The following is a 22,267-nucleotide window of genomic DNA, read 5'->3' on the forward strand; positions in this document are numbered from 1 at the left end:
GGCGGCTCACCGGTGCCCTACGACGCGCGGACGCACGGCCTTGGGCAAACGCAACGGCGCCGGTAGAATGGCGTCGGTCTGTGATTATAGCGACTGCGCGGCGCAGTACCGTTCTGCGGGGCTGCGTCGGGTGTCCATACCACCCGCACTATTGGGAGAAAGCAATGCCATCGTTTGACGTCGTCTGCGAAGCCAACATGATCGAAGTGAAGAATGCCATCGAGCAATCCAACAAGGAGATCTCGACGCGTTTCGACTTCAAGGGCTCGGATGCGCGCGTCGAGCAGAAAGAACGCGAACTGACCGCGTTCGCCGACGACGACTTCAAGCTCGGCCAGGTCAAGGACGTGCTGATCTCCAAGATGGCCAAGCGCAATGTCGACGTGCGATTCCTCGACTACGGCAAGATCGAGAAGATCGGCGGCGACAAGGTGAAGCAGGTCATCACCGTGAAGAAAGGTGTCTCGGGCGATCTCGCAAAGAAGATCGTCAAGCTCGTCAAGGACAGCAAGATCAAGGTCCAGGCGAGCATCCAGGGCGACGCCGTGCGCGTGACCGGCACGAAACGCGACGACCTGCAGAGTGTGATCGCCATGCTGCGCAAGGACGTCACCGATACCCCGCTCGACTTCAACAACTTCCGCGACTGATCCTGCCACGCGCGGCCCATGCGGTCGCGCGCTTCCAGACGCCTCGCGCGCATTGACGGATCACGCTGTCTTCCCGGCTTCCTGAACTATCGCCAGTGGCTCTTTGCGCGGGCGGCCGCCCTTGCGCCCGTTGGCGCGCGCGGCGGCCGCTTTCGCGGGCGAAGTGGCCGACCCCATTCCGCGCGCCAGTTCGCGCATCCATCCGCGCGTGCCGAAAACGCCTTGCAGCAAACCCGGCGCCCACAGCGAAAGATCGAGCCGCGGAAAATACACCGACTGACCACCCCCCCAGACCTCGACCTCAGCGAGTTGCGAAGGGGTCGGCCGCGGCTCGAGCATCTGCAGGTCCTGAATGAGTGTGACGGGAACGGCCAGGCACACACCGTTGGCGAACTCGATTTCCAGCCGCGCGTGCGCGCGGCTGTAGCGGGCGGACACGACGACCGGGCTTAGCGCGCCGGCCGCGCGCGCGCGGGTAATCTGCTCGTGACTAATGCTGACCATGGATCCTCCACCAAGCCCTGCATAGCAGGAAAATTTCCGGCTCGAGCACACGTGCGAGATGCGCGACGTGCTGCGCCGCGAGCGCGTACAACTCGCGCAATTCGAACGGACCGTCCGGGCAATTCAGGTTGAACACACACGAGCCTTGCGGGCTTTCGACATGGATATGTGCGGGGCGATGGTCGTTCGGATAGATCACCACGCGATATCCGGGCACGCGAAGAACAGTGGGCATGAATGGGATAATAACCTATCGTTGGGTTTCTGGGTGGTCGTGCGCGTGCCTGTCGCCCGAAGGTCCGTCGCTTTTGCTTCAGGACAAGCTTCAGAATTCGCGCGAAAAACAGCATAACGACACCACATCTGGCTGTAAGGTCGTCCAAAACGGCTACGTCGAATCTCACGCCTCGCACGGTGCCATCGGCATGTCGAATTTGCGCGGGCAAAAAAAAAAGCGGCGCCGCAGCGCCGCCCTTTCACGAAACATCCCGTCCCTGCCGTCCCCCCAGTCGAACCCGAACAGATCGACCGCGTTGGCAAGACTTGCCGCCGGGTGCGCCGTCGCGAATGACGGATCGACCCAGCGTTCGCCGCAGATGTGCGTTACTCGCCAGCTCCCGCAGCCTTCTTCTTGTCGCCGATACGGCTTTCAGTGCCCGCGATCAGCTTGGAAATATTCGCGCGGTGACGCCAGAACAGCAGCGCGCTCATCGCGAGAATCGCTAGCGCGATGACGTTCGGACCGAACAGAAAGACGTCGAAAAGCGGAGCGAATACGGCGGCGGCAAGCGCCGCAAGCGACGAATAGCGAAAGAAGAACGCGATGATGAGCCAGGTGAGCAGCGTCGCTGCGCCGAGCACCGGATGGATGGCGAGCAGCACGCCCGCGGCGGTCGCGACGCCCTTGCCGCCCTTGAAGCGGAAAAACACCGGATAGAGGTGGCCAAGAAACACGGCGATGGCGGCGAGCGCGATCGCATCGTCGCCGACACCGAAGCCCGGACCAAAGTGCGCGACGAGCCACACGGCCAGCCAGCCCTTGAAGGCGTCCCCGAGCAGCGTGAGTATGGCGGCCTTCTTGTTGCCGCTGCGCAGGACGTTGGTCGCACCGGGATTGCCGGAGCCGTAGGAGCGCGGGTCGTCGAGGCCCATCAAGGCGCTCACGACCACGGCAAACGAAACCGAACCGATCAGATAGGCAAGAACGGCGACGTACAGGTTATACATGCAGGAAACCCGGTTGAGGTTAAACAGGACGTGGCCGTCATGGCCAGGCGAGGCGCGCCCATTCTACCGAAGCGCGCAAGCGGGGTGCGCGCGAACCAGGGAAGAATCAGGGAACCTACTGAGGCGCTCGCGGAGGCACTCGCGCTCACCGCAGCCGTCACTCGACGCTCGCGCACTGCACCGGCGTCGCCCCCAGCAACGAAACCAGCGTCGCGGGCGCGAGGCTGACCAGATAGCCGCGACGTCCGCCGTTGAGCCAGATTTCGTCGAGTTCGAGGATCGTCGATTCGACGTAGACCCGCATCGTTTTCTTCGTGCCGAACGGCGACGTGCCGCCCACGAGATACCCCGAATGCCGGTTAGCAACTTCGGGCTTGCACGGCTCGACGCGCTTTGCGCCGATCTGGCGCGCGAGGTTCTTCGTCGACACCTTGCGATCGCCGTGCATCAGCACGATCAGCGGCTTCGCGTGCTCGTCCTCCATCACGAGCGTCTTGACGACGCAATGCTCATCCACACCAAGCTGGCGCGCCGATTCGGACGTGCCGCCGTGCTCGACGTACTCATAGGGATGCTCGCCGAAGTCGACGCCCGCACGGCGCAGCATCTGCGTGGCGGGTGTTTCGGAGACGTGTTTCGATTTGCTCATCGGCGAATTGTAATGGGGGCAGCCGCGCGGCGCAGCGTCATCATGAAGTACCTGCGACGCCCGCGTGTTCCCTATCCGCGCGGATGATGCCGCGCGTGCAGCGACTTCAGGCGTTCGCGCGCGACGTGCGTGTAGATCTGCGTCGTCGATATATCGCTGTGGCCGAGCAGCAGTTGCACCACGCGCAGGTCCGCGCCGTGATTGAGCAGGTGCGTCGCGAACGCATGGCGCAGCGTGTGCGGCGAGAGCGGCGCATGCACGCCCGCCGCCGCCGCGTGGCGCTTGATGATGTGCCAGAACTGCTGGCGCGTCATGCCTTCGGCACGCGCGGTCACGAACAGCGCATCGGTGGTGCGCGCGCCGAGCAGCGCAGGCCGCGACGCGCGCAGATAGCGTTCGATCCACGCGTGCGCCTCCTCGCCGAACGGAATCAGGCGCTCCTTCGCGCCCTTGCCGAGCACGCGCACGACGCCTTCGTTGAGGCCGACCTCGACGGTCTTGAGCGTCACGAGCTCGGTGACGCGCAGCCCGCTCGCGTACATCAGTTCGAGCATCGTGCGGTCGCGCAGGCCGAGCGGCGTAGCGACATCGGGCGCGCCGAGCAGCGCCTCGACCTGCGCTTCGCTCAGCGTCGACGGGAAACGCGGCGCCTGTTTCGCGGAGCGGATGCGTACGGTCGGATCGGCATGCACGCGCTGTTCGCGCAGCGCCCAGCCGTAATAGCGGCGAAACACCGAAAGCCGCCGGTTCGCCGAGGTCGACTTGTCTTGCTTGCGGCACGCGCTGTAGGCATGGAAATCGTCTTCGCGCGTGGCGTCGAGTGCGAGCGCGCGCTCGCGCGCGAGCCAGGCCGCGAAGAGACGAAGATCGCGCCGGTAAGCGTCGAGTGTGTTGCGCGAGAGGCCATGTTCGAGCCACATCGCGTCGCAGAATGTGTCGATCGACAGCAGGCTCGCGGAAAGCGCGCCGGAGGCTTCGGGGGTTAAGGGCTCGGGTTCATCGCCGGCCGGGAGCGCCGGTGCATCGGACTCGCGCCCGGCAAGCGCGCCGTCATCGCCGGCCGGCCCGGCCTGCGGGGTCGCGAGCGTCGTCATCGGATGGGCACGCCTTCGTGCGCGAGCAGCCAGCGCTTCACGTCGCGAAAGAAGCCGTCGCCGCCATGATGCGCGAAGCCGCCGATGCCACTCGCGGACACCACGCGGTGACACGGAATCACGATCGGAAAGCGGTTCGAACCGCACGCCTGGCCGACCGCGCGTGCCGACTCGCTGCCGATGCGCCTCGCCAGTTCGCCATAGGTGAGCACGTCGCCCGTTTCGATGTCGCAGATGCCTTGCCACACGCGCCGCTGGAACGGCGTGCCGAGCGCGGCGAGCGGGAGGTCGAAGCCCGCGGACGCGCTCTCGAAATATCGCTCGATCTGCTGTGCCGCGCGCGCCGCGAGTGCGCAATCGGGCTGCAGGCTCGCAGTCGATTCGGGCAGATAGACGATCTCGCGCACGGCCTCGCCACCGGTGCGGATGCCGACCTTGCCGAACGGCGCGTCGATTACTGCGTTGAACATGGTTGCCTCCTGTCGATCAGAGTTAGCGCTTACTCTGATCCCATGCAAAGCTGTCGATCAGAAATAGCGCTTACTCAGGCCCCATGCAGAGCACTTATTCTGATCCCGTGCAAAGCTGTCTGCGCCGCGGCGCGCCTCGCGCGCGGCTCTCGCGTTCGCTACTTTACGCTGCCTCGAGCGCCCATCGCACATGCTCACGGACGAGCACCGATTCGTCGTGCTCGCGCGAACGCAGCGCCGCGACGATGGCGGCGCGGGCGGTGTCGTCGAGCGCGCGGTCCGCGCGCAAAGCACGATTGTGCAATGCGCTACCCTGCGCAGCGCTTTCGTGAATTTCGCGTCCCCGCATGGCCGCGTCGGAACGCGGTGCGCGCAATGCATTGCCCATCGCGACCGCGATGTTGCGCGACCAGCACTCATAGCCGATGCGCCGGATCGCGCTGCCCTGCATACGCTCGTCGAACTCCTTTGCGCTCCAGCCGAACAGCTCGACGAGCGTCGCGCGATCGAGCCCGTGACGCGCATCGAAGTCGGCGACCGGCGCCGCCTGCGCAAACTTGTTCCACGGGCACACGAGCTGGCAGTCGTCGCAGCCATACACGCGATTGCCGATCAGCTCGCGCAATTCGAGGGGAATGCTGCCCTTCAATTCGATCGTCAGATACGAAATGCAGCGGCGCGCGTCCACGCGATACGGCGCAGTAATCGCGCCGGTCGGGCACGCAGCGATGCAACGTGTGCAGCTGCCGCAATGCGCCCCAGCCGTTTCGGGAACGTTCGCGGCCGACTCGGCCGGATCGTCAGCGTCGGTGGGAAGGGGCAGATCGACGTAGATCTCGCCGAGGAAGAAGAGCGAGCCCGCGTCGCGCTGCAAAAGCAACGTGTGCTTGCCGCGCCAGCCGACGCCCGCCTTCTGCGCCAGCTCCACTTCGAGCACCGGTGCCGAATCGGTGAACACGCGATGTCCGTAAGCGCCGATCTCACCCTCGATGCGCTCCGCGAGCTGCTGCAAACGGGCACGCAGCACCTTGTGATAGTCGCGCCCGCGTGCGTAGATCGAGACGATGGCCGCCTGCGGGTCCGCGAGACGCGCGCGCTCGCGAGCGCGCCAGTCGCCATGGGTGCTTTCGCGCGGCGTGCCGGCGTTGCGCGAGGCCGCATCGACGGCGTCCTGCGGCTCGTTTTCGGGCGGCAAACCCTGCACCGTAGCCGCATCAGGCGAAAGCACCGCAGCCGGCAAATAGGCCATGCGCACGGTGATGACGCGTCGCGTACCGGCCACAAGCTCGGGGGGCCGCGCGCGTTTCATCCCATGTTTGGCCATATAATCCATCTCGCCGTGGCAGCCCGCTTCGAGCCACGCGGCGAGGCCCGCTTCGGCATGCGACAGGTCGGTGTCACTGATGCCGATTGCACCGAACCCCAGTTCGCGCCCCCATGTCCGGATGCGCGTCGCAAGCGCGGCGAGCGCAGCCGCATCGAGCGGTACCGAAGACGACGAATGCGACGGATCGCTCGCGCGCGGCTCGCACGGCGACGTTGCGGCCTGTGCCGCATCGGATGCAGGGCCTGCGGCGTCCGCCAGGGCGTGCGCAGGGCTTGAGGAGGAAGGCGAGGGACTGCGGTTCATTACGTCATTTTACGAGAATGTCCCTTACGTCCGTCATGCCCGGTCAAGAACAAGAGTCGCATCCGCTTGCCGCGATCCTGCTCGAACGCAGCTTCGAACTGCCGGACGAGGCGGCCACGGACGCGTTCGGCGCGCGCTTTGCCCGCGCGCTCGAAGCCTGTCGCGCGCAATGCATGCAAGCCGCGCAAACGCCACAGACAACGCCCTTTCACGGCCTGCACGTCCAGTTGCTGGGCGACCTCGGCGCGGGCAAGACCTCACTCGTGCGCGCAACGCTGCGCGCACTCGGCCACGCGGGACGCGTGCGCAGCCCCACCTATACGCTCGTCGAGCCGTACACGGTCGAGACGGCGAACGGGGCGCTCCAGCTCTATCACTTCGATCTGTACCGGTTCAGCGATCCGGCTGAATGGGCCGACGCCGGCTTTCGCGAATACTTCGCGGGCGGCGCGGTGTGTCTCGTCGAATGGCCGCAACGCGCGGGCGGCCTGCTCGGCGTGCCGGACCTCGTGTTTTCGCTCGAACCTGGGGAACAAGGCGAGGGCCGCGTGCTCACCGCCTACGCATACAGCGCATCAGGAAAGGCATGTCTAGAAAGATGTTAATCAAACCGTTCCGCTCGATCGAATCGGCCGCCTCAGCCACGCACAACTGGCGGCGCCGGCAGATCCTGAAGGCGGGCGCGTCCACGCTGGTGCTCGGCCTCGCGGCGCCGCGCCTCGCATTGGCGGCGTCGGTGATCGGTGTGCGCGTGTGGCCCGCGCGCGATTACACGCGCGTCACGATCGAATCGGACCAGCCGCTTGCGACCACGCAGCAGATGCTCAAGGCCCCGGATCGTCTCGTCGTGGATCTCAACGGTCTCGACCTCGACGACGCCCTCAAAAACCTCGTCTCGAAGATCACGCCGAACGATCCGCAGATCCAGGCCGTGCGCGTCGGCCAGAATCAGCCGCACGTCGTGCGCATGGTGTTCGACCTCAAGGGCTCGGTGAAACCGCAGGTGTTCGCGCTGCAGCCGGTGGGCTCGTACCGGTACCGGCTCGTGTTCGACCTGTACCCTGCCGTTGCGCCCGATCCGCTGATGGACCTGATCGCGCAGACCGAGAAGAAGCAGCAGCAACTCGAAGCGAACGAGGCGCTACGCCACGACGTGCCGCCGTCGACGCTCGCGGGCCCCTCGGCAGCGCCGAACGCGCCGGGCGCCGACAACAGCGACGCATTCTTCCAGCGCTACGCGCAGAGCGACGATCAGAACACGCCCGCCACGTCCGGCGCGCCCGCGAATCCGGCCGCGCCGCGTCCCGCGCCGGCTGCGCCCCCGGTCATCGCACAACGCGCGCCGAAGTCCGCACCGAAAGCGCCTGCGCTTGCGCAGAACGACAGCGGCAGCAGCGACGACAGTTACGGCTTCGTCGCGCCGAAGCCGGATAAGGGCGGCACGCTACGTCTGTTGACGGTCGCGATCGACCCCGGCCACGGCGGCGAAGATCCAGGCGCGATCGGTAGCGCGGGTACGTATGAAAAACACGTCGCGCTCGACATCGCGAAGAAGCTGCGCGCGAAGATCGACGCGCAACCCAACATGCGCGCGATGATGACGCGCGACGCCGATTTCTTCGTCCCGCTCAACGTACGCGTGCAGAAGGCGCGGCGCGTCGGCGCGGACCTCTTCGTGTCGATCCACGCCGATGCGTTCACGACGCCGGAGGCACGCGGCTCGTCGGTGTTCGCGCTGTCCGACCACGGCGCGTCGAGCGCCGCGGCGCGCTGGATGGCGAACAAGGAAAACTCGTCGGACCTGATCGGCGGCATCAACATCAAGACCGCCGATGCCGCCGTGAACCGCGCGCTCTTCGACATGTCGACGACGGCGCAGATCCGCGATTCGCTGCGCTATGGAAACTTCGTGCTCAACGAAGTCAGTGAGATCAACAAGCTGCACAAGGGCTCGGTCGAGCAGGCGGGATTTGCGGTGCTCAAAGCGCCCGATATTCCGTCGATCCTTGTCGAGACCGCATTCATCAGCAACCCGGAAGAAGAGCAGAAGCTCAACGACGACGCATATCGCGACAAGATGGCGAACGCGATACTCAAGGGCATCAGGCGCTATTTCGCGGCGAATCCGCCGCTTGCGAAGAATCGCATGACGTGAGGGGCGAGGCGCGTTTCAGCGTGCGCCCTGCCACGTCATGCACCCTGCCCGCCGCGCGGCCTTGATGGCGCGCGGCGTTTTTCCTGGTGTGATACCGCCGCGCTCACCTCACCGCGCGTGCACGAACACGCTCATCGCGCGGCCGCGAAGCGCTGCCGAACCCAGCCGCCGAACACATTCACGAAGAGTCCGCCCATCACCAATGCGGCGCCGCCGATCTCGGCCACAGTGAGACGCTCGCCGAGCGTGAGTGAGGCCGTAGCGAGCCCGATGATCGGCACGAGCAGCGAGAACGGCGCGACCTGGCTCGCGGGATATCTGGAGAGCAGGCGTCCCCAGAGGCTGTAGCCGAGCAGCGTCGCAACGAACGCGAGATAAACGATCGCGAGCACCGACTGCATCCCGATCCCCTCCAGCGCGCCCGCAATGCGCTGCGGCCCCTCGACGAAATACGACAGGACGAGAAACGGTATCGGCGGAATCAGACTCGCCCACACGACGAGCCCCACCAGATCGACCCGCCCCACTTTCTTCATGGCAATGTTGCCGAGCGCCCACATGGCGGAGGCGCAAAGCGTGAGCGCGAAACCCATGAGTGTCATGGCCTGCGCGCCGCCGCCCGCGGTCGACTGCATGCCGATCAGCGCGAGGCCGAGTGCCGCGATCAGGAGGCCGATCACGTTCGGCGCATGAAAGCGCTCGTGCAGAAAGAGCGCCGCGAAGCCGAGCGTGAAGAACGCCTGCGCCTGGAGCACGACCGAGGCGAGCCCGGCCGGCATGCCCACGGACATCGCGTAAAAGAGAAAGACGAATTGGCCGAATGAGATCGTCACTCCGTAGGCGAGCAACCATTTCAGCGGGATTTTCGGGCGCTTGACGAACAGCACGGCCGGAAAGGCCGCCAGCATAAAGCGCAGCGCACCGAGCAGCATCGGCGGCACGCCGTGCAGACCCACCTTGATCACCACGAAATTCACGCCCCACGCCAGCACGACTACCAGCGCCAGCAACAGATCCTTTGGCGACATCGTCCACTCCACGTCGATTTTTTTTTGAGCCTACGAGTGTACCGGCAGCCGCGCGCTCGTGCAGCGCCTCACCCGGACGGGCGCTAGAATGAGGGCTCGCCTGCGAGGCCGCCGCAACGGGTTGCGCGGCCTCACCCGGCAAGCCGTACTCGCCCGCGCCGGCCGCGCATACAGCCGCACATGGAGTCGCGCGTTTGGCCCGTTTCCGTGCCGTCCGACCCTCAAGAGAGCATTCATGTCCTCAGCGATCAAAGCGGTCCTCAAGCCCCATACGCGCGACATCGGCAACCTGCTCGTGCGGCGTGTGCTGCCTGCGCTCGCCGCGCGCCTTGTCGGCCCGTTTATCTTCTTCGATCACATGGGCCCCGCCACGCTCGAACCGGGCTCGGGCGTCAACGTGCGTCCGCATCCGCACATCGGCCTCGCCACCGTCACGTATCTCTTCGACGGCTCGCTCATGCACCGCGACAGCCTCGGCTCGAAGCAGAAGATCGTCCCCGGCGACGTGAACTGGATGACCGCGGGTCGCGGCATCGTCCACTCCGAGCGCACGCCCGAGGAAGATCTTCCGAAAAGCTTGACCATGCACGGCATCCAGACCTGGGTGGCGCTTCCGCTCGATCATGAGGATACGGACCCGTCGTTCTTCCATCACGCAGCCGAAACGCTCCCGCAAATCGAACGCAATGGCGTGACGATGCGTGTCATCGCAGGTACCGCGTTCGGCAAGACTTCACCCGTCGAGACCTTTTCGGGCACGCTCTACGTCGCAGCCGCGTTCGCGCCGGGCGGCGCCATCGCGCTCGACGCGGAGCACGAGGAACGCGGCGTGTATCTCGTGGACGGCGATCTGTCGATCGACGGCACACCGCTCGATACCGCGACGATGGCCGTCCTCGTGCCCGGCGAAACCGTCACGCTCGCGAGCGACAAGGGGGCACGCGTGATGCTGCTCGGCGGCGAGAAACTGGCGGGCGAGCGCTTTATCGAGTGGAACTTCGTGTCGAGTTCGCGCGAGAAGATCGAAGCCGCGAAGGCCGCGTGGATGCGCCAGGAAATGGGACAAGTCCCCGGCGAAACCGAATGGATTCCGCTGCCGGAGAAAAAACCGCAATAGAGGACTGGACACCCCGGCCGCCGGATTGAACTCGTGAGTTTCGTCCCCAAATCATGCCGCGACAGACCAAACCCTACGAGGACGCAATGGACACCACACTGGCCACTTTTGAAAAGGACGTGATCGAAGCGTCGACGCTCGCGCCCGTGCTGATCGACTTCTGGGCGCCGTGGTGCGGCCCGTGCAAGACGCTCGGGCCGATGCTCGAAAAGCTCGAAGCCGAATACGCGGGCAAGTGGAAGCTCGCGAAGGTGAACGTCGACGAAAACCAGGAGCTCGCCGCACACTTCCAGGTGCGCAGCATTCCGCACGTCGTCGCGTTCGTCGATGGACAGCCCGTCGACCAGTTCATCGGGGTGCTGCCCGAAGGCCAGTTGCGCCAGTTCATCGACGGCCTGATTCCCGACGTCGCCCAAACCGAGCGCAACGCGGCCCAGGAAGCGCTCGCCGAGGGCCGTCGCGAAGAGGCTTATGAGGCGCTGCAGGCCGCGCTCGCCTACGATCCGGGATTCGACGACGCGCGCATGGACCTGATCGAGATGCTGCTCGCCGACAACCGCACCGACGAAGCGCGCAACGAAGTCGACCTGCTCTCGCCGAAGACCACGCAGGGCGTCGATCCGCGCTTCAACGCGATCAAGACACGCCTCGAGGCGCTCGACGCCGCCGCGGACCTGCCGCCCACCGACGCGCTCGAAGCGCAGGTGGCCGCACATCCCGAGGATCTGGAAGCGCGCTTCGACCTGGCGAACGCCCTGATCGCGCGTCGCAAGTATGCAGAGGCGCTCGAGCATCTATTGGAAATCGTGAAGCACGACCGCACGTTCCGCGACGATATCGGCCGCAAGACGATGCTTTCGGTGTTCGATCTCGCCGCGCATCAACCGCAGCTCGTGAGCGAGTGGCGACGCAAGCTGAGCATGACGCTGAACTGATACGACGCCGCACGACGCGCCAGCCGAAACGAAAAACGCACGGTCCTCATGGACCGTGCGTTTTTTTATGCACGAAAGCGCACCGCGCCGAAGTTCAACGCGTCGTGGTTCCCGCAGTGGCTCCAACCGCGATCGCCCGCAACACATGCGCCGCCGCCGCAAAACCGAAACTCGCCGTCACGCACACGCTCGACCCGAAGCCCGCGCAATTCAGGCCAACGGGCGCATGATGCCCCGGCGACGTGGTGACATGCTCGGCCTCGGGATCGACGTCGCACACCGCGGCTTCGGGATAGATGAGCGGCTCGTCGGAATACACGGCGCTCACCTTGAACTTCGCCTTCGGCCCGCGCGGAAAGCCGTGGTGCTTGCGCAACTGGCCGCGCACCTTCGAGAGCAGCGGGTCCTGGATCGTGAACGCGAGATCGTCGATACGGATACGCGTCGGGTCGAGCTGTCCGCCCGCGCCACCCACGGTGATGAGCGGCTGCCGGTGCTCCACGCACCATGCGATCAGCGCCGTTTTTGTGCGCACGCTGTCGATGGCGTCGATCACGTAGTCGAACCCGCCGCCGAGTAGCGCATCGAAGTTCGACGGTTCGACGAAATCCTCGACGAGCCGCACATCGCACGCCGGGTCGATCAACCTGATGCGCTCGGCCATGGCTTCGACCTTCGGCTTGCCGTAGTTGCCGTCGAGCGCATGGATCTGGCGGTTGGTATTGCTTTCGGCGACGTTGTCGAGGTCGATCAGCGTGAGCGTGCCGATCGCACTGCGCGCGAGCGCCTCGGCCACCCACGATCCGACCCCGCCGATGCCGATCACCGCGACGTGCGCGCGCTCGAAAGCGGCGAGCGCGGGCGCGCCGTAAAGTCGCGCCACGCCGCCGAACCGGCGGGCTCTATCGGCTTCATCGGCTGCGAGGAGCGCGGTAATATCGGTCTGCGGCGAAATCGGGGTACTGGACATGTCGATGGAGTTCCAAAACGAGCCTCACCGCGGACCGAAATATGCATCAAGCGCGCATCAAGCGCATGTGTCCGCGAAAAAAGGCGTGACCCGTATTTTGCCTGATCGGACACAATCGTTCCGCGCCCGCAGCCCCGCTCGTCACCTCGGGATCGCGCGCATAGCGTTTCTTGTTCTTCGCCCTATACTTGTTTGCACTGAAGTGCCTGCATAAAACATGACAACCATCGCCGACCTCCGCAAGAACTACTCACTTGGCTCGCTCGACGCCGCCGACGTCGACGCGGATCCCATCCGCCAGTTCCAGACCTGGTTCAACCAGGCGATCGACGCGAAGCTGCCCGAGCCCAACGCCATGACGGTCGCCACCGTCGACGCCGACGGGCGGCCAGCCGCACGCATCCTGCTCATCAAGGGCGTCGACGAGCACGGTTTCGTCTTCTACACGAACTACGAGAGCCGCAAGGGCCACGAGCTCACGGCCAATCCGCACGCAAGCCTGCTCTTTTACTGGATCGAACTCGAGCGTCAGGTGCGCATCGAAGGCAGGGTCGAGAAAACCAGCGACGAGGAAAGCGACGCGTATTTCCACTCGCGCCCGCTCGGCTCGCGCATCGGTGCGTGGGTGTCCGCGCAGAGCGCCGTGATCGGCAGCCGCACGGAACTAGAAGTGCGCGAGCGTGAAATCATTGGGAAGTTCGGCGAGAACCCGCCGCGGCCGCCGCACTGGGGCGGCTACCGGCTCGTGCCGGATGCCGTCGAGTTCTGGCAAGGCCGCCCGTCGCGGCTGCACGACCGCATCCGTTATGCACGCGAGGGCGCCGGATGGCGCATCGAGCGACTCGCGCCGTAAGGCACCAGCACCAGCGGGCGGCGGCGCCGGAGCGCGGCCGCCCGCGCTTCACCGCTGCATTCACCGTTTCACCGCGTCACGCTTCACCCGCCGTTGCCGTGATCTGATGTACCGTCGCATCGTCGCGGCGCCTCAAGTCGCGAGTCGCCGCGCACCAACAGCAGTCCATCCGCTTTACCGCGTAGTTCACCCTGCAATCCGTTTTTGTCTTTGGGCTTCAGTCGTTGATTGAACCACCCCCATCTCGCATGGGACCGGAGTAAGTGCCTAAGCGCTAACTCTGTATCGACACGGAGGGAAACGCATGTTCTGGGAGAAGAAGATCGCACGGTGGGTCGATGAAGTACGCAACAAGGCCAATCTGCCCGCCCGTCTCGTACTGTGGAGCGGCCAGCAGTACGATTTCGGCCATTTCGCTGCGCCTCACGTCACGCTCAAGGTCAACAGCGCGTCCGCGCTGCCGCTCTTGCTCGATCCGAGCCTCGACAATCTTGGCGAGGCGTACATCAAAGGCAAGATCGACATCGAAGGCAGGCTCGCCGATATCATCGACATCAGCTTTTCGCTCGCGCGCAGCACGGTCACGAAAGCGGGCAAGCTCACACGCGCGCGTCGCTATTTCACGCACTCGAAGAGCACCGACAAAAAGGCGATCCAGTATCACTACGACGTCTCGAACGAGTTCTACAAGCTGTGGCTCGACGAGAACATGGTCTATTCGTGCGCGTACTTCGAGCATGGTGACGAAGACCTCGCCACCGCGCAGTTGAAGAAGATCGACCACATTCTCACCAAGATCGGACTGCAGCCGGGCCAGCGTCTGCTCGACATCGGCTGCGGCTGGGGCGCGCTCGTGCTGCGCGCGGCACAGAAGTTCGGCGCGCGATGCGTCGGCGTCACGCTCTCGCAGAACCAGTTCGACCTCGCGACCGCACGCGTGAAGGCAGCCGGCCTCGAAGATCGCATCGAGATCCGTCTGCAGGACTATCGCGACATCGCAGGCCAGTTCGATCGCATCACGAGCGTCGGCATGTTCGAGCACGTCGGGCGCAAGAAGCTGCCCGAGTACTTCCAGAAGGTGCACGACCTGCTCGTCGACGATGGCGTCGCGATGAATCACGGCATCACGTCGTCGGACGCGGACAGTGGCGAAACCGCGCTCGGTGGTGGCGAATTCATCGACCGCTACGTGTTCCCGGACGGCGAGCTCCCGCACATCAGCCTCGCGCTCGAAGCCGCGCAGCGCGGCGGGCTGGAAGCGGTTGACGTCGAGAGCCTGCGCCGTCACTATGCGCACACGCTCGATCTGTGGGCAGAGAACTTCGAAGCGCGCGCACACGAGGCGAAAAAGCTCGTCGAGGATGAGAAGTTCCGCATCTGGCGCGTGTATCTGGCGGGTTGCGCCTACGCGTTCGAGCACGACGACGTGTCGATCTACCAGATCGTCTGCCGCAAGGCCGGCCGCAGCGCAGCGACGCTGCCATGGTCGCGCCGGTACATGTACGAACGGACGCTGTGACGTGATCCATGGTGCGGCGCAGGGTTATCGACCTGCGCTACCGCAGGGGCTTGCGACGCAGCCGGCCGGAACAGCACGACCGCATACGTATGAATGACCGAAACACCCTGGAGCCAGGAGTCGCCATCGACGCGACGGACGAGACTCACGCCGCGGCCGGAGTCGGGGTTGGCGTCGATAACGCGCAAACCGACCTGTTCGGCTTCGTCGCACCTGAACCGGCGCCCAAGGCCATCGCGCCGCGGCCGCCGCGCCCAAATCCCGCGCTGGTCCGGGCCGATGCCGTCCCCGCGAACGCGGAATTCGCAGGCTTTCCCGAAGCGCAAGCGCCCGTGCGCCCCGCCGCATCTGCCCCGCCCGCCCCGAAGCGCCGCGCCCGCGGCGTGCTCCCCACGGTAGCGGATCAGGCGACGCTGGACCTCGCCACCGAGCTGCCGCCGCAAGTGCGCCTCGGCACGTCGTCGTGGTCGTTTCCGGGCTGGCGCGGCATCGTCTACGGCGACGACTACAGCAACGGCAAACTTTCGCGGGACGGTCTTGCCGCATACGGTGCGCATCCGTTGCTGCGCTCCGTGAGTATCGACCGCTCGTTCTACGCGCCGCTCTCCGTCGCCGATTACTTGCGCTACGCGCAGCAGGTGCCCGACCACTTCCGGTTCATCGTGAAGGCGCCCGCGTCAATTACCGACGCCAGCGTGCGCGGCGAGCGCGGCGAACCGGTCGCCGCGAATCCGTGTTTCCTGAACGCGCAACTGGCGGCGAGCGAATTCGTCGAGCCGTGTCTTGCGGGGCTCGGCCTGAAAGCCGGTGCGCTCGTGTTCCAGTTTCCGCCGCTGCCGGATCAACTGCTCGCCGACCCGGCCGCTCTCATCGAGCGCCTGCACGCGTTCCTCACGGCCCTGCCTGCGCTGCCGCCGACGCCCGACGGCCCCTGCTACGCGGTCGAGATCCGCGATGCGAGCCTGCTCACGCCGCGCTTCGTCCGAACACTGCGTACGGCTGGCGTGCGTTATTGCGTGGGGTTGCATGCGCGCATGCCGGACCCGCTGCGCCAGGCCACGGCGCTCGCGCTGATGGACGGCGAGACACCCGCCGGTCCACTGATCGTGCGCTGGAGCCTGCACAGCGGTTATCGCTACGAGCAGGCGAAGGCGCGTTACGAACCATTCGACAAGCTCATCGACGAAGACCCCCACACCCGCGACGCGCTCGCGGAACTGGCCGCGCGCTACGCGCTCGCGGGCCAGAGCGTGCTCATCACGACGAACAACAAGGCGGAAGGCTCGGCACCGTTGTCGTGCGCAAAGCTGGCACGCGCGATCGCGGATGAGTTTGTGCGGCTGCGTTCGGAAGCGGCCCCCGCGAGCGATGATTCCTCGGGCGCCGTGGCCGGTTGAGTTCCGTACCTGCGCGGTACGGCGTGCGCGCGATAAAAACCTTGGTCGTGCGCCACCCTGCCCCCGTGAAAGCCTGCGGGCGCCGCCCGCTCACTCAGCCTTGAGCCGGTGCGCGAACTTCTGGCGAAACTTCGCGACCTTCGGCGCGACGACGAACGCGCAATACCCCTGTTCCGGATGCTGCGCGAAGTAGTTCTGGTGATACGCCTCTGCGGGGAAATAGTTGCCGTCGAGCGGCACCACCTGCGTAACGATCTGCCCGCTGTAGACGCCTTCAGCAGCCAGTTCGCGGATCGCCTGCAGAGCCGTCTCGCGCTGTGCCTCGGAGTGCGTGAAGATCACCGATCGGTACTGCGTGCCGACGTCGTTGCCCTGCCGGTTGAGCTGGGTCGGATCGTGGATCGCGAAGAAGATGTCGAGGATCTCGCGATAGCTGATCTTCGCCGGATCGAAAGCCACTTTGACGACCTCCGCGTGTCCCGTATCGCCGTCACAAACCTGCTCATAGCTCGGGTTGGCGACCTGGCCGCCAGCGTAGCCCGATTCGACCGAAAGCACGCCATCGACGCGCAAATACACGGCTTCGAGGCACCAGAAGCACCCGCCGCCCAGCGTGGCGACTTCGATTGTCTGACTCATGCTGCCGACTCCTTGAGAATGTGACCCGACGTCCGCGATCAGCCGTGCGCACCGGACCGGAAGGCGGTTATCCGCCGCTTCCGTTAAAATTGCGACACTTTGCCGCTTTTCCAGATGACGTTGATCCCGACTCTCTCTTTTTTCGCACACGGTGTGCGCCCCGCAAACGGACCCGCACTCCGATGACCCGCCGCGCCAACCCGCCCAATTTCGACGACGCCGCCTTCCGCCGCGCTCTCGGCCAGTTCGCGACCGGTGTCACGGTCATCACGACGAAAGCGCCCGACGGCTCGCTGATCGGCATCACCGCCAGCTCGTTCAATTCGGTATCGCTGAGTCCGCCGCTCGTGCTGTGGAGCCTCGCCACGCGGTCGGCGTCGATGCCGGTGTTCCGCTCGAACAGCCATTATGTGGTGAATGTGCTCGCCGCGTCGCAGCTCGACCTCTGCAAGCGTTTCGCGACCGTGAAGGGCGACCGCTTCGAAGGCGTCTCGCACGCGGCCGGCGACAGCGGCATGCCCGTGCTCGACGGCGCGCTCGCCTGGTTCGAGTGCCACAACCGCAGTCGCTACGACGAAGGTGATCACGTGATCTTCGTCGGCGAGGTCGAGCGCTGCGGCATACGCGAGGACATCGCAAAGGCGTCGCCGCTCGTCTTCCACGGCGGCGACTTCCATCAGATCCAGCCGCTCTGAGGCCGCGCCGGCTTCACACGACGACGCTCTTCGGCTCCTTCTGCTGGATCAGGTCGACGGGCACACCCGCCTCGACCTTGAGCGTCGTGAGGACGATGTTCGAACGTATGTCCATCACGCCCGGCGCCTTATACAGCTTGTTGAGCACGAAATCCGAATAGTGCTTGAGGTTGTGTGCGAGCACGCGCAGCAGATAGTGCGTCTCGCCCGTCACAACGTACGCGCCCACCACCTCCGGCCAGTCGCGCAGCGCGCTCACGAAGCGCTCGTGCCAGCTTTCCTGGTCGTTGCGCATCGACACCTGAACGAACGCCTCCATCTCGAAACCGAGAACCTCCCGGTTCAGGCACGCGCGATAGCGCTCCACCACACCCTGCTCTTCCAGTAGCCGCAGACGCCGCAAACACGCCGATGGCGACAACGAAATACGTTCGGCAAGATCGAGGTTACTGATCCTCCCCTCGTTCTGCAGCACGGCGAGAATACGGCAATCAGTGGCGTCGAGCGAGATTGCATTCATATTTGGTCCCCATTCCCGGCTTGGCTTGAATTATGTGCCAACAGTTGTAGTTAGCGGCGATTTTTTCGCAATCACATTTCACTCTAGCTTGTCTATCATTCGAAGCACAAGGAGAGAATGCAGATCAATGTGATGAACGACATCTGGGACATTTCCCCGCCTATCCACCCTGACACGCCCGTCTGGCCCGGCGACACGCTGGTCGGCGTGGAGCGTGTCTGGCGGATGGAAGCCGGCTCGCCCGTGAACGTCGCGCGCGTGACGCTCTCGCCGCACACGGGCGCGCACACCGACGCCCCGCTGCACTACGACGAGCGCGGTGCGCCGATCGGCGCGGTGCCGCTCGACGCCTACCTCGGCGCGTGCCGCGTGATCCATTGCATCGGTGCTGCGCCGCTCGTGCGGCCTGAGGACGTCGAACACGCGCTCGACGATCTGCCGCCACGCGTGCTGCTGCGCACCTATGCTCAAGCGCCGATCGACCGCTGGGACAGCGCGTTCTGCGCGGTCGCGCCAGAGACGATCGACCTCTTTGCCGCGCGCGGCGTGCGCCTTATCGGTATCGACACACCGTCGCTCGATCCGCAGGAATCGAAGACGATGGACGCGCACCACCGCATCCGCGCGCATCGCATGGCGATTCTCGAAGGCATCGTGCTCGACGCCATCGCGCCCGGCGACTACGAACTGATTGCGCTCCCGCTCAAGTTCGCCACACTTGATGCAAGCCCAGTGCGCGCCGTGCTGCGCGCGCTGCCGCGCAAGGCGTGAAGCACGAACTGAAAATGATTTTTCGAACCGATCAAGACCCGCCCAACCGCAGATACCCATGAACGACCGCAAAGAAGCTGAGGCGCTAGACCGCGCAGACCCGCTTGCCGCGTTGCGCGACGAATTCGCGCTCGCGCCTGCCACGATCTACCTCGACGGCAACTCGCTCGGCGTGCCGCCGAAAGCCGCCGCCGCGCGCGCGCAGACCGTGATCGGCGCCGAATGGGGCGACGGCTTGATCCGCAGCTGGAACACCGCCGGCTGGTTCGCATTGCCGCGCCGGCTCGGCAACAAGCTCGGCGCCCTGATCGGCGCGGCCGAAGACGAAGTCGTCGTCACCGACACGATTTCGGTGAATCTCTTCAAGGCGCTCTCGGCGGCGCTGCGCGTGCAGAACGCACGCGACCCGAAGCGCCGCGTGATCGTCTCGGAACGCTCCAATTTCCCGACCGATCTCTACATCGCGCAGGGCCTCATCGAACAGCTCGACCGCGGCTACGAATTGCGCCTCGTGGACGACCCCGCCGAACTGCCCGCGGCGATCACCGACGATGTCGCCGTCACGATGATCACGCACGTGAACTACCGTACGGGCTACATGCACGACATGCGCGCGCTCACCGAACTCGCGCACGCACGCGGTGCGCTGGCGCTGTGGGACCTCGCGCATTCGGCGGGTGCGGTTGGCGTCGGCCTGAACGACGCCAACGCCGACTACGCCGTCGGCTGTACGTACAAGTACCTCAACGGCGGCCCCGGCTCGCCCGCATTCATCTGGGTGCCGAAGCGCCATCAGAACGCGTTCTCGCAGCCGCTCTCCGGCTGGTGGGGTCACAAAAAACCGTTCGAAATGAGCCCCGACTACCGCCCCGACGACGGCATCGGGCGTTTCCTTTGCGGCACGCAGCCGATCGTTTCGATGGCGCTCGTCGAATGCGGACTCGACGTATTCCTGAAAACCGACATGCAGGCCGTGCGCCGCAAATCGCTCGCGCTCACCGATCTCTTCATCGAACTCGTACAGACGCGCTGCGCCGGTCTGAACCTCACGCTCGTCACGCCGCGCGAGCACGCGCGGCGCGGCTCGCATGTGAGCTTCGAGCACCCGCATGGCTACGAGGTGATGCAGGCGCTGATTGCGCGTGGCGTGATCGGCGACTATCGCGAGCCGCACGTGTTGCGCTTCGGCTTCACGCCGCTTTACGTGCGCTTCGTGGACGTGTGGGACACCGTGGAAACGCTGCGCGACATACTCGTAACCGAAAGCTGGCGCAAGCCGGAATTCGCCGCGCGTGGCGCGGTGACCTGATTGCACGGGATGGGAGACCCAGAAATGACCGATCACATGCAGATTCCCGGCATGCCAAACGCGGGAGAAACCGCGAACGCACCGACCGCACCATCAGGTGGATGCCCCTTTTCGAGCGCACCCGCAGCACCGGACGCAACACGCGACGATGGATGGCACGACGCGCAGCTCGACTTCTCGAAGTCGATGAGCTACGGCGACTATCTCGGGCTCGACACGGTGCTCAATGCGCAGCACCCGCTCTCGCCCGATCACAACGAGATGCTGTTCATCGTCCAGCATCAGACGAGCGAGTTGTGGATGAAGCTCGCGCTGTACGAGCTGCGCGCGGCGCTCGCAAATGTGCATCGCGACGAACTGCAACCGGCGTTCAAGCAGCTCGCGCGCGTCTCGCGCATCATGGAGCAACTCGTGCAGGCGTGGAATGTGTTGTCGACGCTCACGCCATCCGAGTACACGGCAATGCGCCCCTACCTCGGCAGTTCGTCGGGATTTCAGTCGTACCAGTACCGGCAGATCGAATTCGTGCTCGGCAACAAGAACGTGCAGATGCTCAAGCCGCACGAACACCGCGCCGAGATTCTTGCGCAGGTGAAGGCGTCACTGGAAGCGCCGTCGTTCTACGACGAAGTGATCCGCCTGCTCGCGCGGCGCGGCTTCGCGATTGCGCCAGAGCGGCTTGCGCGTGACTGGACGCTGCCCACGGAACACGATCAAACCGTCGAAGCCGCATGGCTCGAGGTTTATCGGAATCCTTCGCAGTACTGGGATTTATACGAAATGGCCGAAGAACTCGTCGATCTCGAAGACGCCTTCCGGCAGTGGCGCTTCCGCCACGTCACCACCGTCGAGCGGATCATCGGCTTCAAGCAGGGGACCGGCGGCACCGCCGGGGCACCTTATCTGCGCAAGATGCTCGACGTCGTGCTGTTCCCGGAGCTTTGGCACGTGCGCACGGTGCTGTAACGCACGTGTCGGGCAGGTCCACAAACGACTTCGCGCCGGCAGACAGCCCCTGAAGGGCTTGCCTGACCGGCGCGAATTAATCGGGTGCGCCCGAGGGCTGGGGACTTAGATCACCACGGTCTGCGCTTCACCTTCCTTGCTTGCGCGCACGACGCCGATCTTCCACACTTGCTCGCCCGCGGCGGCGAGCAGTCGAACGGCCTCATCCGCCTGATCAGCCGACACGATCACGGCCATGCCGATGCCGCAGTTGAACACGCGATGCATCTCCGCATCCGCGACGCCGCCGTGCTGCTGAAGCCACGAAAAGAGCGGCGGCAGCCCCCAGGTGTTGTGATCGAGTTCGGCGGTAAGGCCTTCACGCAGCACGCGCGGAATATTCTCGACCAGCCCGCCGCCCGTGATGTGCGCCATGCCCTTCACGGCCATCTTTTCCATCAGCGCGAGCAGCGGCTTCACGTAGATGCGCGTGGGCGCCATCAGCGCGTCGGCGAGCGAGCGGCCGTGGAAATCGGCGTTCAGATCCGGTTGAGTGCGCTCGATGATCTTGCGCACGAGCGAGAAACCGTTCGAGTGGATGCCGCTGGAAGCGAGGCCGAGCACGACGTCGCCCGCGGCGATCGTGCTGCCGTCGATGATCTTGCTCTTTTCAACCGCGCCGACCGCGAAGCCCGCGAGGTCGTATTCGCCATCGGGGTACATGCCCGGCATTTCGGCCGTTTCGCCGCCGATCAGCGCGCAGCCCGCCAGTTCGCAACCTTGCGCGATGCCCTTCACGACCGTCGCGGCCGTGTCGACGTCGAGCTTGCCGCACGCGAAGTAGTCGAGGAAGAAGAGCGGCTCGGCGCCCTGCACGAGGATGTCGTTCACGCTCATCGCGACGAGATCCTGGCCGACCGTGTCGTGTTTGTTCAGATCAAAGGCGAGGCGCAGCTTCGTGCCGACCCCGTCGGTGCCCGACACGAGCACGGGCTCCTTGTACTTCTTCGACACCTCGAAGAGCGCGCCGAATCCGCCGATGCCGCCCATCACGCCTTCGCGCATCGTCTTCTTCGCGAAGGGCTTGATGCGCTCGACGAGCGCGTCGCCCGCGTCGATGTCCACACCGGCGTCGCGGTACGAGAGGCCCTGGGCGCCGGCGGCCTGGTCGGATTTCGGTTGATTCATGG

General features: G+C 65.1%; 23 protein-coding genes and 1 pseudogene. 12 read left to right on the forward strand and 12 right to left on the reverse strand.

Annotated features, from left to right (window positions below):
- Positions 1 to 164: 164 nt before the first annotated feature.
- Positions 165 to 650, forward strand: coding sequence for a YajQ family cyclic di-GMP-binding protein (locus tag D1Y85_RS18995; protein ID WP_124152624.1), 486 nt, complete (start codon positions 165 to 167; stop codon positions 648 to 650).
- Positions 651 to 710: 60 nt separating this feature from the next.
- On the opposite strand, the gene D1Y85_RS19000 is transcribed toward D1Y85_RS18995, so the two are convergent.
- From D1Y85_RS19000 to queG, 7 genes and pseudogenes are all read right to left on the reverse strand, one after another.
- Positions 711 to 1,154 carry a DUF2442 domain-containing protein gene (locus tag D1Y85_RS19000; protein WP_124152625.1) on the reverse strand — a complete coding sequence of 148 codons (444 nt, stop codon included), beginning with the start codon at positions 1,152 to 1,154 and terminating at the stop codon, positions 711 to 713.
- Positions 1,141 to 1,389, reverse strand: a complete 249-nt coding sequence (locus tag D1Y85_RS19005; RefSeq protein WP_124152626.1) for a DUF4160 domain-containing protein — start codon at positions 1,387 to 1,389, stop codon at positions 1,141 to 1,143. Before D1Y85_RS19005 ends, D1Y85_RS19000 begins: the two co-directional genes overlap by 14 nt.
- Positions 1,390 to 1,757: 368 nt before the next feature.
- Positions 1,758 to 2,381, reverse strand: coding sequence for a glycerol-3-phosphate 1-O-acyltransferase PlsY (gene plsY, locus D1Y85_RS19010; RefSeq protein ID WP_124152627.1), 624 nt, complete (start codon positions 2,379 to 2,381; stop codon positions 1,758 to 1,760).
- 157 nt (positions 2,382 to 2,538) lie between these two features.
- Positions 2,539 to 3,030, reverse strand: coding sequence for a Cys-tRNA(Pro) deacylase (gene ybaK / locus D1Y85_RS19015; RefSeq protein ID WP_124152628.1), 492 nt, complete (start codon positions 3,028 to 3,030; stop codon positions 2,539 to 2,541).
- Positions 3,031 to 3,101: 71 nt separating this feature from the next.
- Positions 3,102 to 3,983: pseudogene (gene xerD / locus D1Y85_RS19020) on the reverse strand (site-specific tyrosine recombinase XerD); the annotation flags it as partial.
- A gap of 137 nt (positions 3,984 to 4,120) precedes the next feature.
- Positions 4,121 to 4,594 (reverse strand): methylated-DNA--[protein]-cysteine S-methyltransferase, encoded by a 474-nt coding sequence (locus D1Y85_RS19025; RefSeq protein WP_124152630.1) that lies wholly within the window; start codon positions 4,592 to 4,594, stop codon positions 4,121 to 4,123.
- A 163-nt stretch (positions 4,595 to 4,757) separates the two neighbouring features.
- On the reverse strand, positions 4,758 to 6,224 hold the full coding sequence (gene queG, locus D1Y85_RS19030; protein WP_124152631.1) for a tRNA epoxyqueuosine(34) reductase QueG: 1,467 nt from the start codon (positions 6,222 to 6,224) through the stop codon (positions 4,758 to 4,760).
- Between the two features lie 17 nt (positions 6,225 to 6,241).
- Here queG and tsaE point away from each other — a divergent pair, with 17 nt between their 5' ends.
- Positions 6,242 to 6,829, forward strand: a complete 588-nt coding sequence (gene tsaE / locus D1Y85_RS19035; RefSeq protein WP_425466950.1) for a tRNA (adenosine(37)-N6)-threonylcarbamoyltransferase complex ATPase subunit type 1 TsaE — start codon at positions 6,242 to 6,244, stop codon at positions 6,827 to 6,829.
- Positions 6,811 to 8,379, forward strand: a complete 1,569-nt coding sequence (locus tag D1Y85_RS19040; protein ID WP_124152632.1) for an N-acetylmuramoyl-L-alanine amidase — start codon at positions 6,811 to 6,813, stop codon at positions 8,377 to 8,379. The genes tsaE and D1Y85_RS19040 overlap by 19 nt, the downstream gene beginning before the upstream one ends.
- Positions 8,380 to 8,510: 131 nt before the next feature.
- Here D1Y85_RS19040 and D1Y85_RS19045 read toward each other — a convergent pair whose 3' ends face one another.
- Positions 8,511 to 9,407 carry an EamA family transporter gene (locus D1Y85_RS19045; protein WP_124152633.1) on the reverse strand — a complete coding sequence of 299 codons (897 nt, stop codon included), beginning with the start codon at positions 9,405 to 9,407 and terminating at the stop codon, positions 8,511 to 8,513.
- A gap of 235 nt (positions 9,408 to 9,642) precedes the next feature.
- On the opposite strand from D1Y85_RS19045, the gene D1Y85_RS19050 reads away from it, so the two are divergent.
- Together D1Y85_RS19050 and trxA are read left to right on the forward strand one after the other, a co-directional pair.
- Positions 9,643 to 10,524: a pirin family protein gene (locus D1Y85_RS19050; RefSeq protein ID WP_124152634.1), complete on the forward strand. Its 882-nt coding sequence runs from the start codon at positions 9,643 to 9,645 to the stop codon at positions 10,522 to 10,524.
- Positions 10,525 to 10,610: 86 nt separating this feature from the next.
- The gene (gene trxA, locus D1Y85_RS19055; RefSeq protein WP_124152635.1) at positions 10,611 to 11,459 is read left to right on the forward strand and encodes a thioredoxin; all 849 of its coding nucleotides are present in this window, start codon (positions 10,611 to 10,613) and stop codon (positions 11,457 to 11,459) included.
- 94 nt (positions 11,460 to 11,553) lie between these two features.
- Here the strand turns inward: trxA and tcdA are convergent, their stop codons facing one another.
- Positions 11,554 to 12,429 (reverse strand): tRNA cyclic N6-threonylcarbamoyladenosine(37) synthase TcdA, encoded by an 876-nt coding sequence (tcdA, locus tag D1Y85_RS19060; protein ID WP_124152636.1) that lies wholly within the window; start codon positions 12,427 to 12,429, stop codon positions 11,554 to 11,556.
- Between the two features lie 217 nt (positions 12,430 to 12,646).
- Between tcdA and pdxH the strand changes: the two genes are divergently transcribed.
- The 3 genes from pdxH (at position 12,647) to D1Y85_RS19075 (ending at position 16,198) form a co-directional block, all read left to right on the forward strand.
- Positions 12,647 to 13,282 carry a pyridoxamine 5'-phosphate oxidase gene (gene pdxH / locus D1Y85_RS19065; RefSeq protein ID WP_124152637.1) on the forward strand — a complete coding sequence of 212 codons (636 nt, stop codon included), beginning with the start codon at positions 12,647 to 12,649 and terminating at the stop codon, positions 13,280 to 13,282.
- A 304-nt stretch (positions 13,283 to 13,586) separates the two neighbouring features.
- Positions 13,587 to 14,801, forward strand: a complete 1,215-nt coding sequence (locus D1Y85_RS19070) for an SAM-dependent methyltransferase (protein WP_124152638.1) — start codon at positions 13,587 to 13,589, stop codon at positions 14,799 to 14,801.
- An 8-nt stretch (positions 14,802 to 14,809) separates the two neighbouring features.
- A complete protein-coding gene (locus D1Y85_RS19075) occupies positions 14,810 to 16,198 on the forward strand; it encodes a DUF72 domain-containing protein (protein ID WP_425466951.1) in 1,389 nt (462 codons plus the stop codon).
- A 90-nt stretch (positions 16,199 to 16,288) separates the two neighbouring features.
- Here D1Y85_RS19075 and msrA read toward each other — a convergent pair whose 3' ends face one another.
- Positions 16,289 to 16,837 (reverse strand): peptide-methionine (S)-S-oxide reductase MsrA, encoded by a 549-nt coding sequence (gene msrA / locus D1Y85_RS19080; RefSeq protein WP_124152639.1) that lies wholly within the window; start codon positions 16,835 to 16,837, stop codon positions 16,289 to 16,291.
- A 182-nt stretch (positions 16,838 to 17,019) separates the two neighbouring features.
- On the opposite strand from msrA, the gene D1Y85_RS19085 reads away from it, so the two are divergent.
- A complete protein-coding gene (locus D1Y85_RS19085) occupies positions 17,020 to 17,532 on the forward strand; it encodes a flavin reductase family protein (protein ID WP_124152640.1) in 513 nt (170 codons plus the stop codon).
- Positions 17,533 to 17,545: 13 nt separating this feature from the next.
- Here D1Y85_RS19085 and D1Y85_RS19090 read toward each other — a convergent pair whose 3' ends face one another.
- A complete protein-coding gene (locus tag D1Y85_RS19090; RefSeq protein WP_124152641.1) occupies positions 17,546 to 18,052 on the reverse strand; it encodes an Lrp/AsnC family transcriptional regulator in 507 nt (168 codons plus the stop codon).
- Positions 18,053 to 18,184: 132 nt separating this feature from the next.
- Between D1Y85_RS19090 and kynB the strand changes: the two genes are divergently transcribed.
- Genes kynB through kynA form a run of 3 tightly spaced genes read left to right on the forward strand, consistent with a single transcriptional unit; the run spans position 18,185 to position 21,098 of the window.
- Positions 18,185 to 18,823, forward strand: coding sequence for an arylformamidase (gene kynB / locus D1Y85_RS19095; protein WP_124152704.1), 639 nt, complete (start codon positions 18,185 to 18,187; stop codon positions 18,821 to 18,823).
- A 58-nt stretch (positions 18,824 to 18,881) separates the two neighbouring features.
- A complete protein-coding gene (gene kynU, locus D1Y85_RS19100; RefSeq protein ID WP_124152642.1) occupies positions 18,882 to 20,132 on the forward strand; it encodes a kynureninase in 1,251 nt (416 codons plus the stop codon).
- Between the two features lie 24 nt (positions 20,133 to 20,156).
- A complete protein-coding gene (kynA, locus tag D1Y85_RS19105; RefSeq protein WP_124152643.1) occupies positions 20,157 to 21,098 on the forward strand; it encodes a tryptophan 2,3-dioxygenase in 942 nt (313 codons plus the stop codon).
- A gap of 105 nt (positions 21,099 to 21,203) precedes the next feature.
- Here the strand turns inward: kynA and purM are convergent, their stop codons facing one another.
- Positions 21,204 to 22,265, reverse strand: a complete 1,062-nt coding sequence (purM, locus tag D1Y85_RS19110; protein ID WP_124152644.1) for a phosphoribosylformylglycinamidine cyclo-ligase — start codon at positions 22,263 to 22,265, stop codon at positions 21,204 to 21,206.
- Between the last annotated feature and the right edge of the window lie 2 nt (positions 22,266 to 22,267).

The sequence above is a fragment of the Paraburkholderia dinghuensis genome (genome assembly GCF_003837865.1).
Lineage (GTDB): Bacteria > Pseudomonadota > Gammaproteobacteria > Burkholderiales > Burkholderiaceae > Paraburkholderia > Paraburkholderia dinghuensis.

Excerpts from the sequence above, each read along its gene's own strand:
- D1Y85_RS19070 (WP_124152638.1), top strand. The coding sequence starts at position 13,587 with ATGTTCTGGGAGAAGAAGATCGCACGGTGGGTCGATGAAGTACGCAAC.
- D1Y85_RS19050 (WP_124152634.1), top strand. The coding sequence starts at position 9,643 with ATGTCCTCAGCGATCAAAGCGGTCCTCAAGCCCCATACGCGCGACATC.
- purM (WP_124152644.1), bottom strand. The coding sequence starts at position 22,265 with ATGAATCAACCGAAATCCGACCAGGCCGCCGGCGCCCAGGGCCTCTCG.
- D1Y85_RS19090 (WP_124152641.1), bottom strand. The coding sequence starts at position 18,052 with ATGAATGCAATCTCGCTCGACGCCACTGATTGCCGTATTCTCGCCGTG.
- plsY (WP_124152627.1), bottom strand. The coding sequence starts at position 2,381 with ATGTATAACCTGTACGTCGCCGTTCTTGCCTATCTGATCGGTTCGGTT.
- queG (WP_124152631.1), bottom strand. The coding sequence starts at position 6,224 with ATGAACCGCAGTCCCTCGCCTTCCTCCTCAAGCCCTGCGCACGCCCTG.
- tcdA (WP_124152636.1), bottom strand. The coding sequence starts at position 12,429 with ATGTCCAGTACCCCGATTTCGCCGCAGACCGATATTACCGCGCTCCTC.
- D1Y85_RS19085 (WP_124152640.1), top strand. The coding sequence starts at position 17,020 with ATGACCCGCCGCGCCAACCCGCCCAATTTCGACGACGCCGCCTTCCGC.
- trxA (WP_124152635.1), top strand. The coding sequence starts at position 10,611 with ATGGACACCACACTGGCCACTTTTGAAAAGGACGTGATCGAAGCGTCG.
- ybaK (WP_124152628.1), bottom strand. The coding sequence starts at position 3,030 with ATGAGCAAATCGAAACACGTCTCCGAAACACCCGCCACGCAGATGCTG.
- tsaE (WP_425466950.1), top strand. The coding sequence starts at position 6,242 with ATGTCCCTTACGTCCGTCATGCCCGGTCAAGAACAAGAGTCGCATCCG.
- msrA (WP_124152639.1), bottom strand. The coding sequence starts at position 16,837 with ATGAGTCAGACAATCGAAGTCGCCACGCTGGGCGGCGGGTGCTTCTGG.
- D1Y85_RS19045 (WP_124152633.1), bottom strand. The coding sequence starts at position 9,407 with ATGTCGCCAAAGGATCTGTTGCTGGCGCTGGTAGTCGTGCTGGCGTGG.
- kynA (WP_124152643.1), top strand. The coding sequence starts at position 20,157 with ATGACCGATCACATGCAGATTCCCGGCATGCCAAACGCGGGAGAAACC.
- D1Y85_RS19075 (WP_425466951.1), top strand. The coding sequence starts at position 14,810 with ATGGTGCGGCGCAGGGTTATCGACCTGCGCTACCGCAGGGGCTTGCGA.
- D1Y85_RS19005 (WP_124152626.1), bottom strand. The coding sequence starts at position 1,389 with ATGCCCACTGTTCTTCGCGTGCCCGGATATCGCGTGGTGATCTATCCG.
- pdxH (WP_124152637.1), top strand. The coding sequence starts at position 12,647 with ATGACAACCATCGCCGACCTCCGCAAGAACTACTCACTTGGCTCGCTC.
- D1Y85_RS19025 (WP_124152630.1), bottom strand. The coding sequence starts at position 4,594 with ATGTTCAACGCAGTAATCGACGCGCCGTTCGGCAAGGTCGGCATCCGC.
- D1Y85_RS19040 (WP_124152632.1), top strand. The coding sequence starts at position 6,811 with ATGTCTAGAAAGATGTTAATCAAACCGTTCCGCTCGATCGAATCGGCC.
- kynB (WP_124152704.1), top strand. The coding sequence starts at position 18,185 with ATGAACGACATCTGGGACATTTCCCCGCCTATCCACCCTGACACGCCC.
- kynU (WP_124152642.1), top strand. The coding sequence starts at position 18,882 with ATGAACGACCGCAAAGAAGCTGAGGCGCTAGACCGCGCAGACCCGCTT.
- D1Y85_RS18995 (WP_124152624.1), top strand. The coding sequence starts at position 165 with ATGCCATCGTTTGACGTCGTCTGCGAAGCCAACATGATCGAAGTGAAG.
- D1Y85_RS19000 (WP_124152625.1), bottom strand. The coding sequence starts at position 1,154 with ATGGTCAGCATTAGTCACGAGCAGATTACCCGCGCGCGCGCGGCCGGC.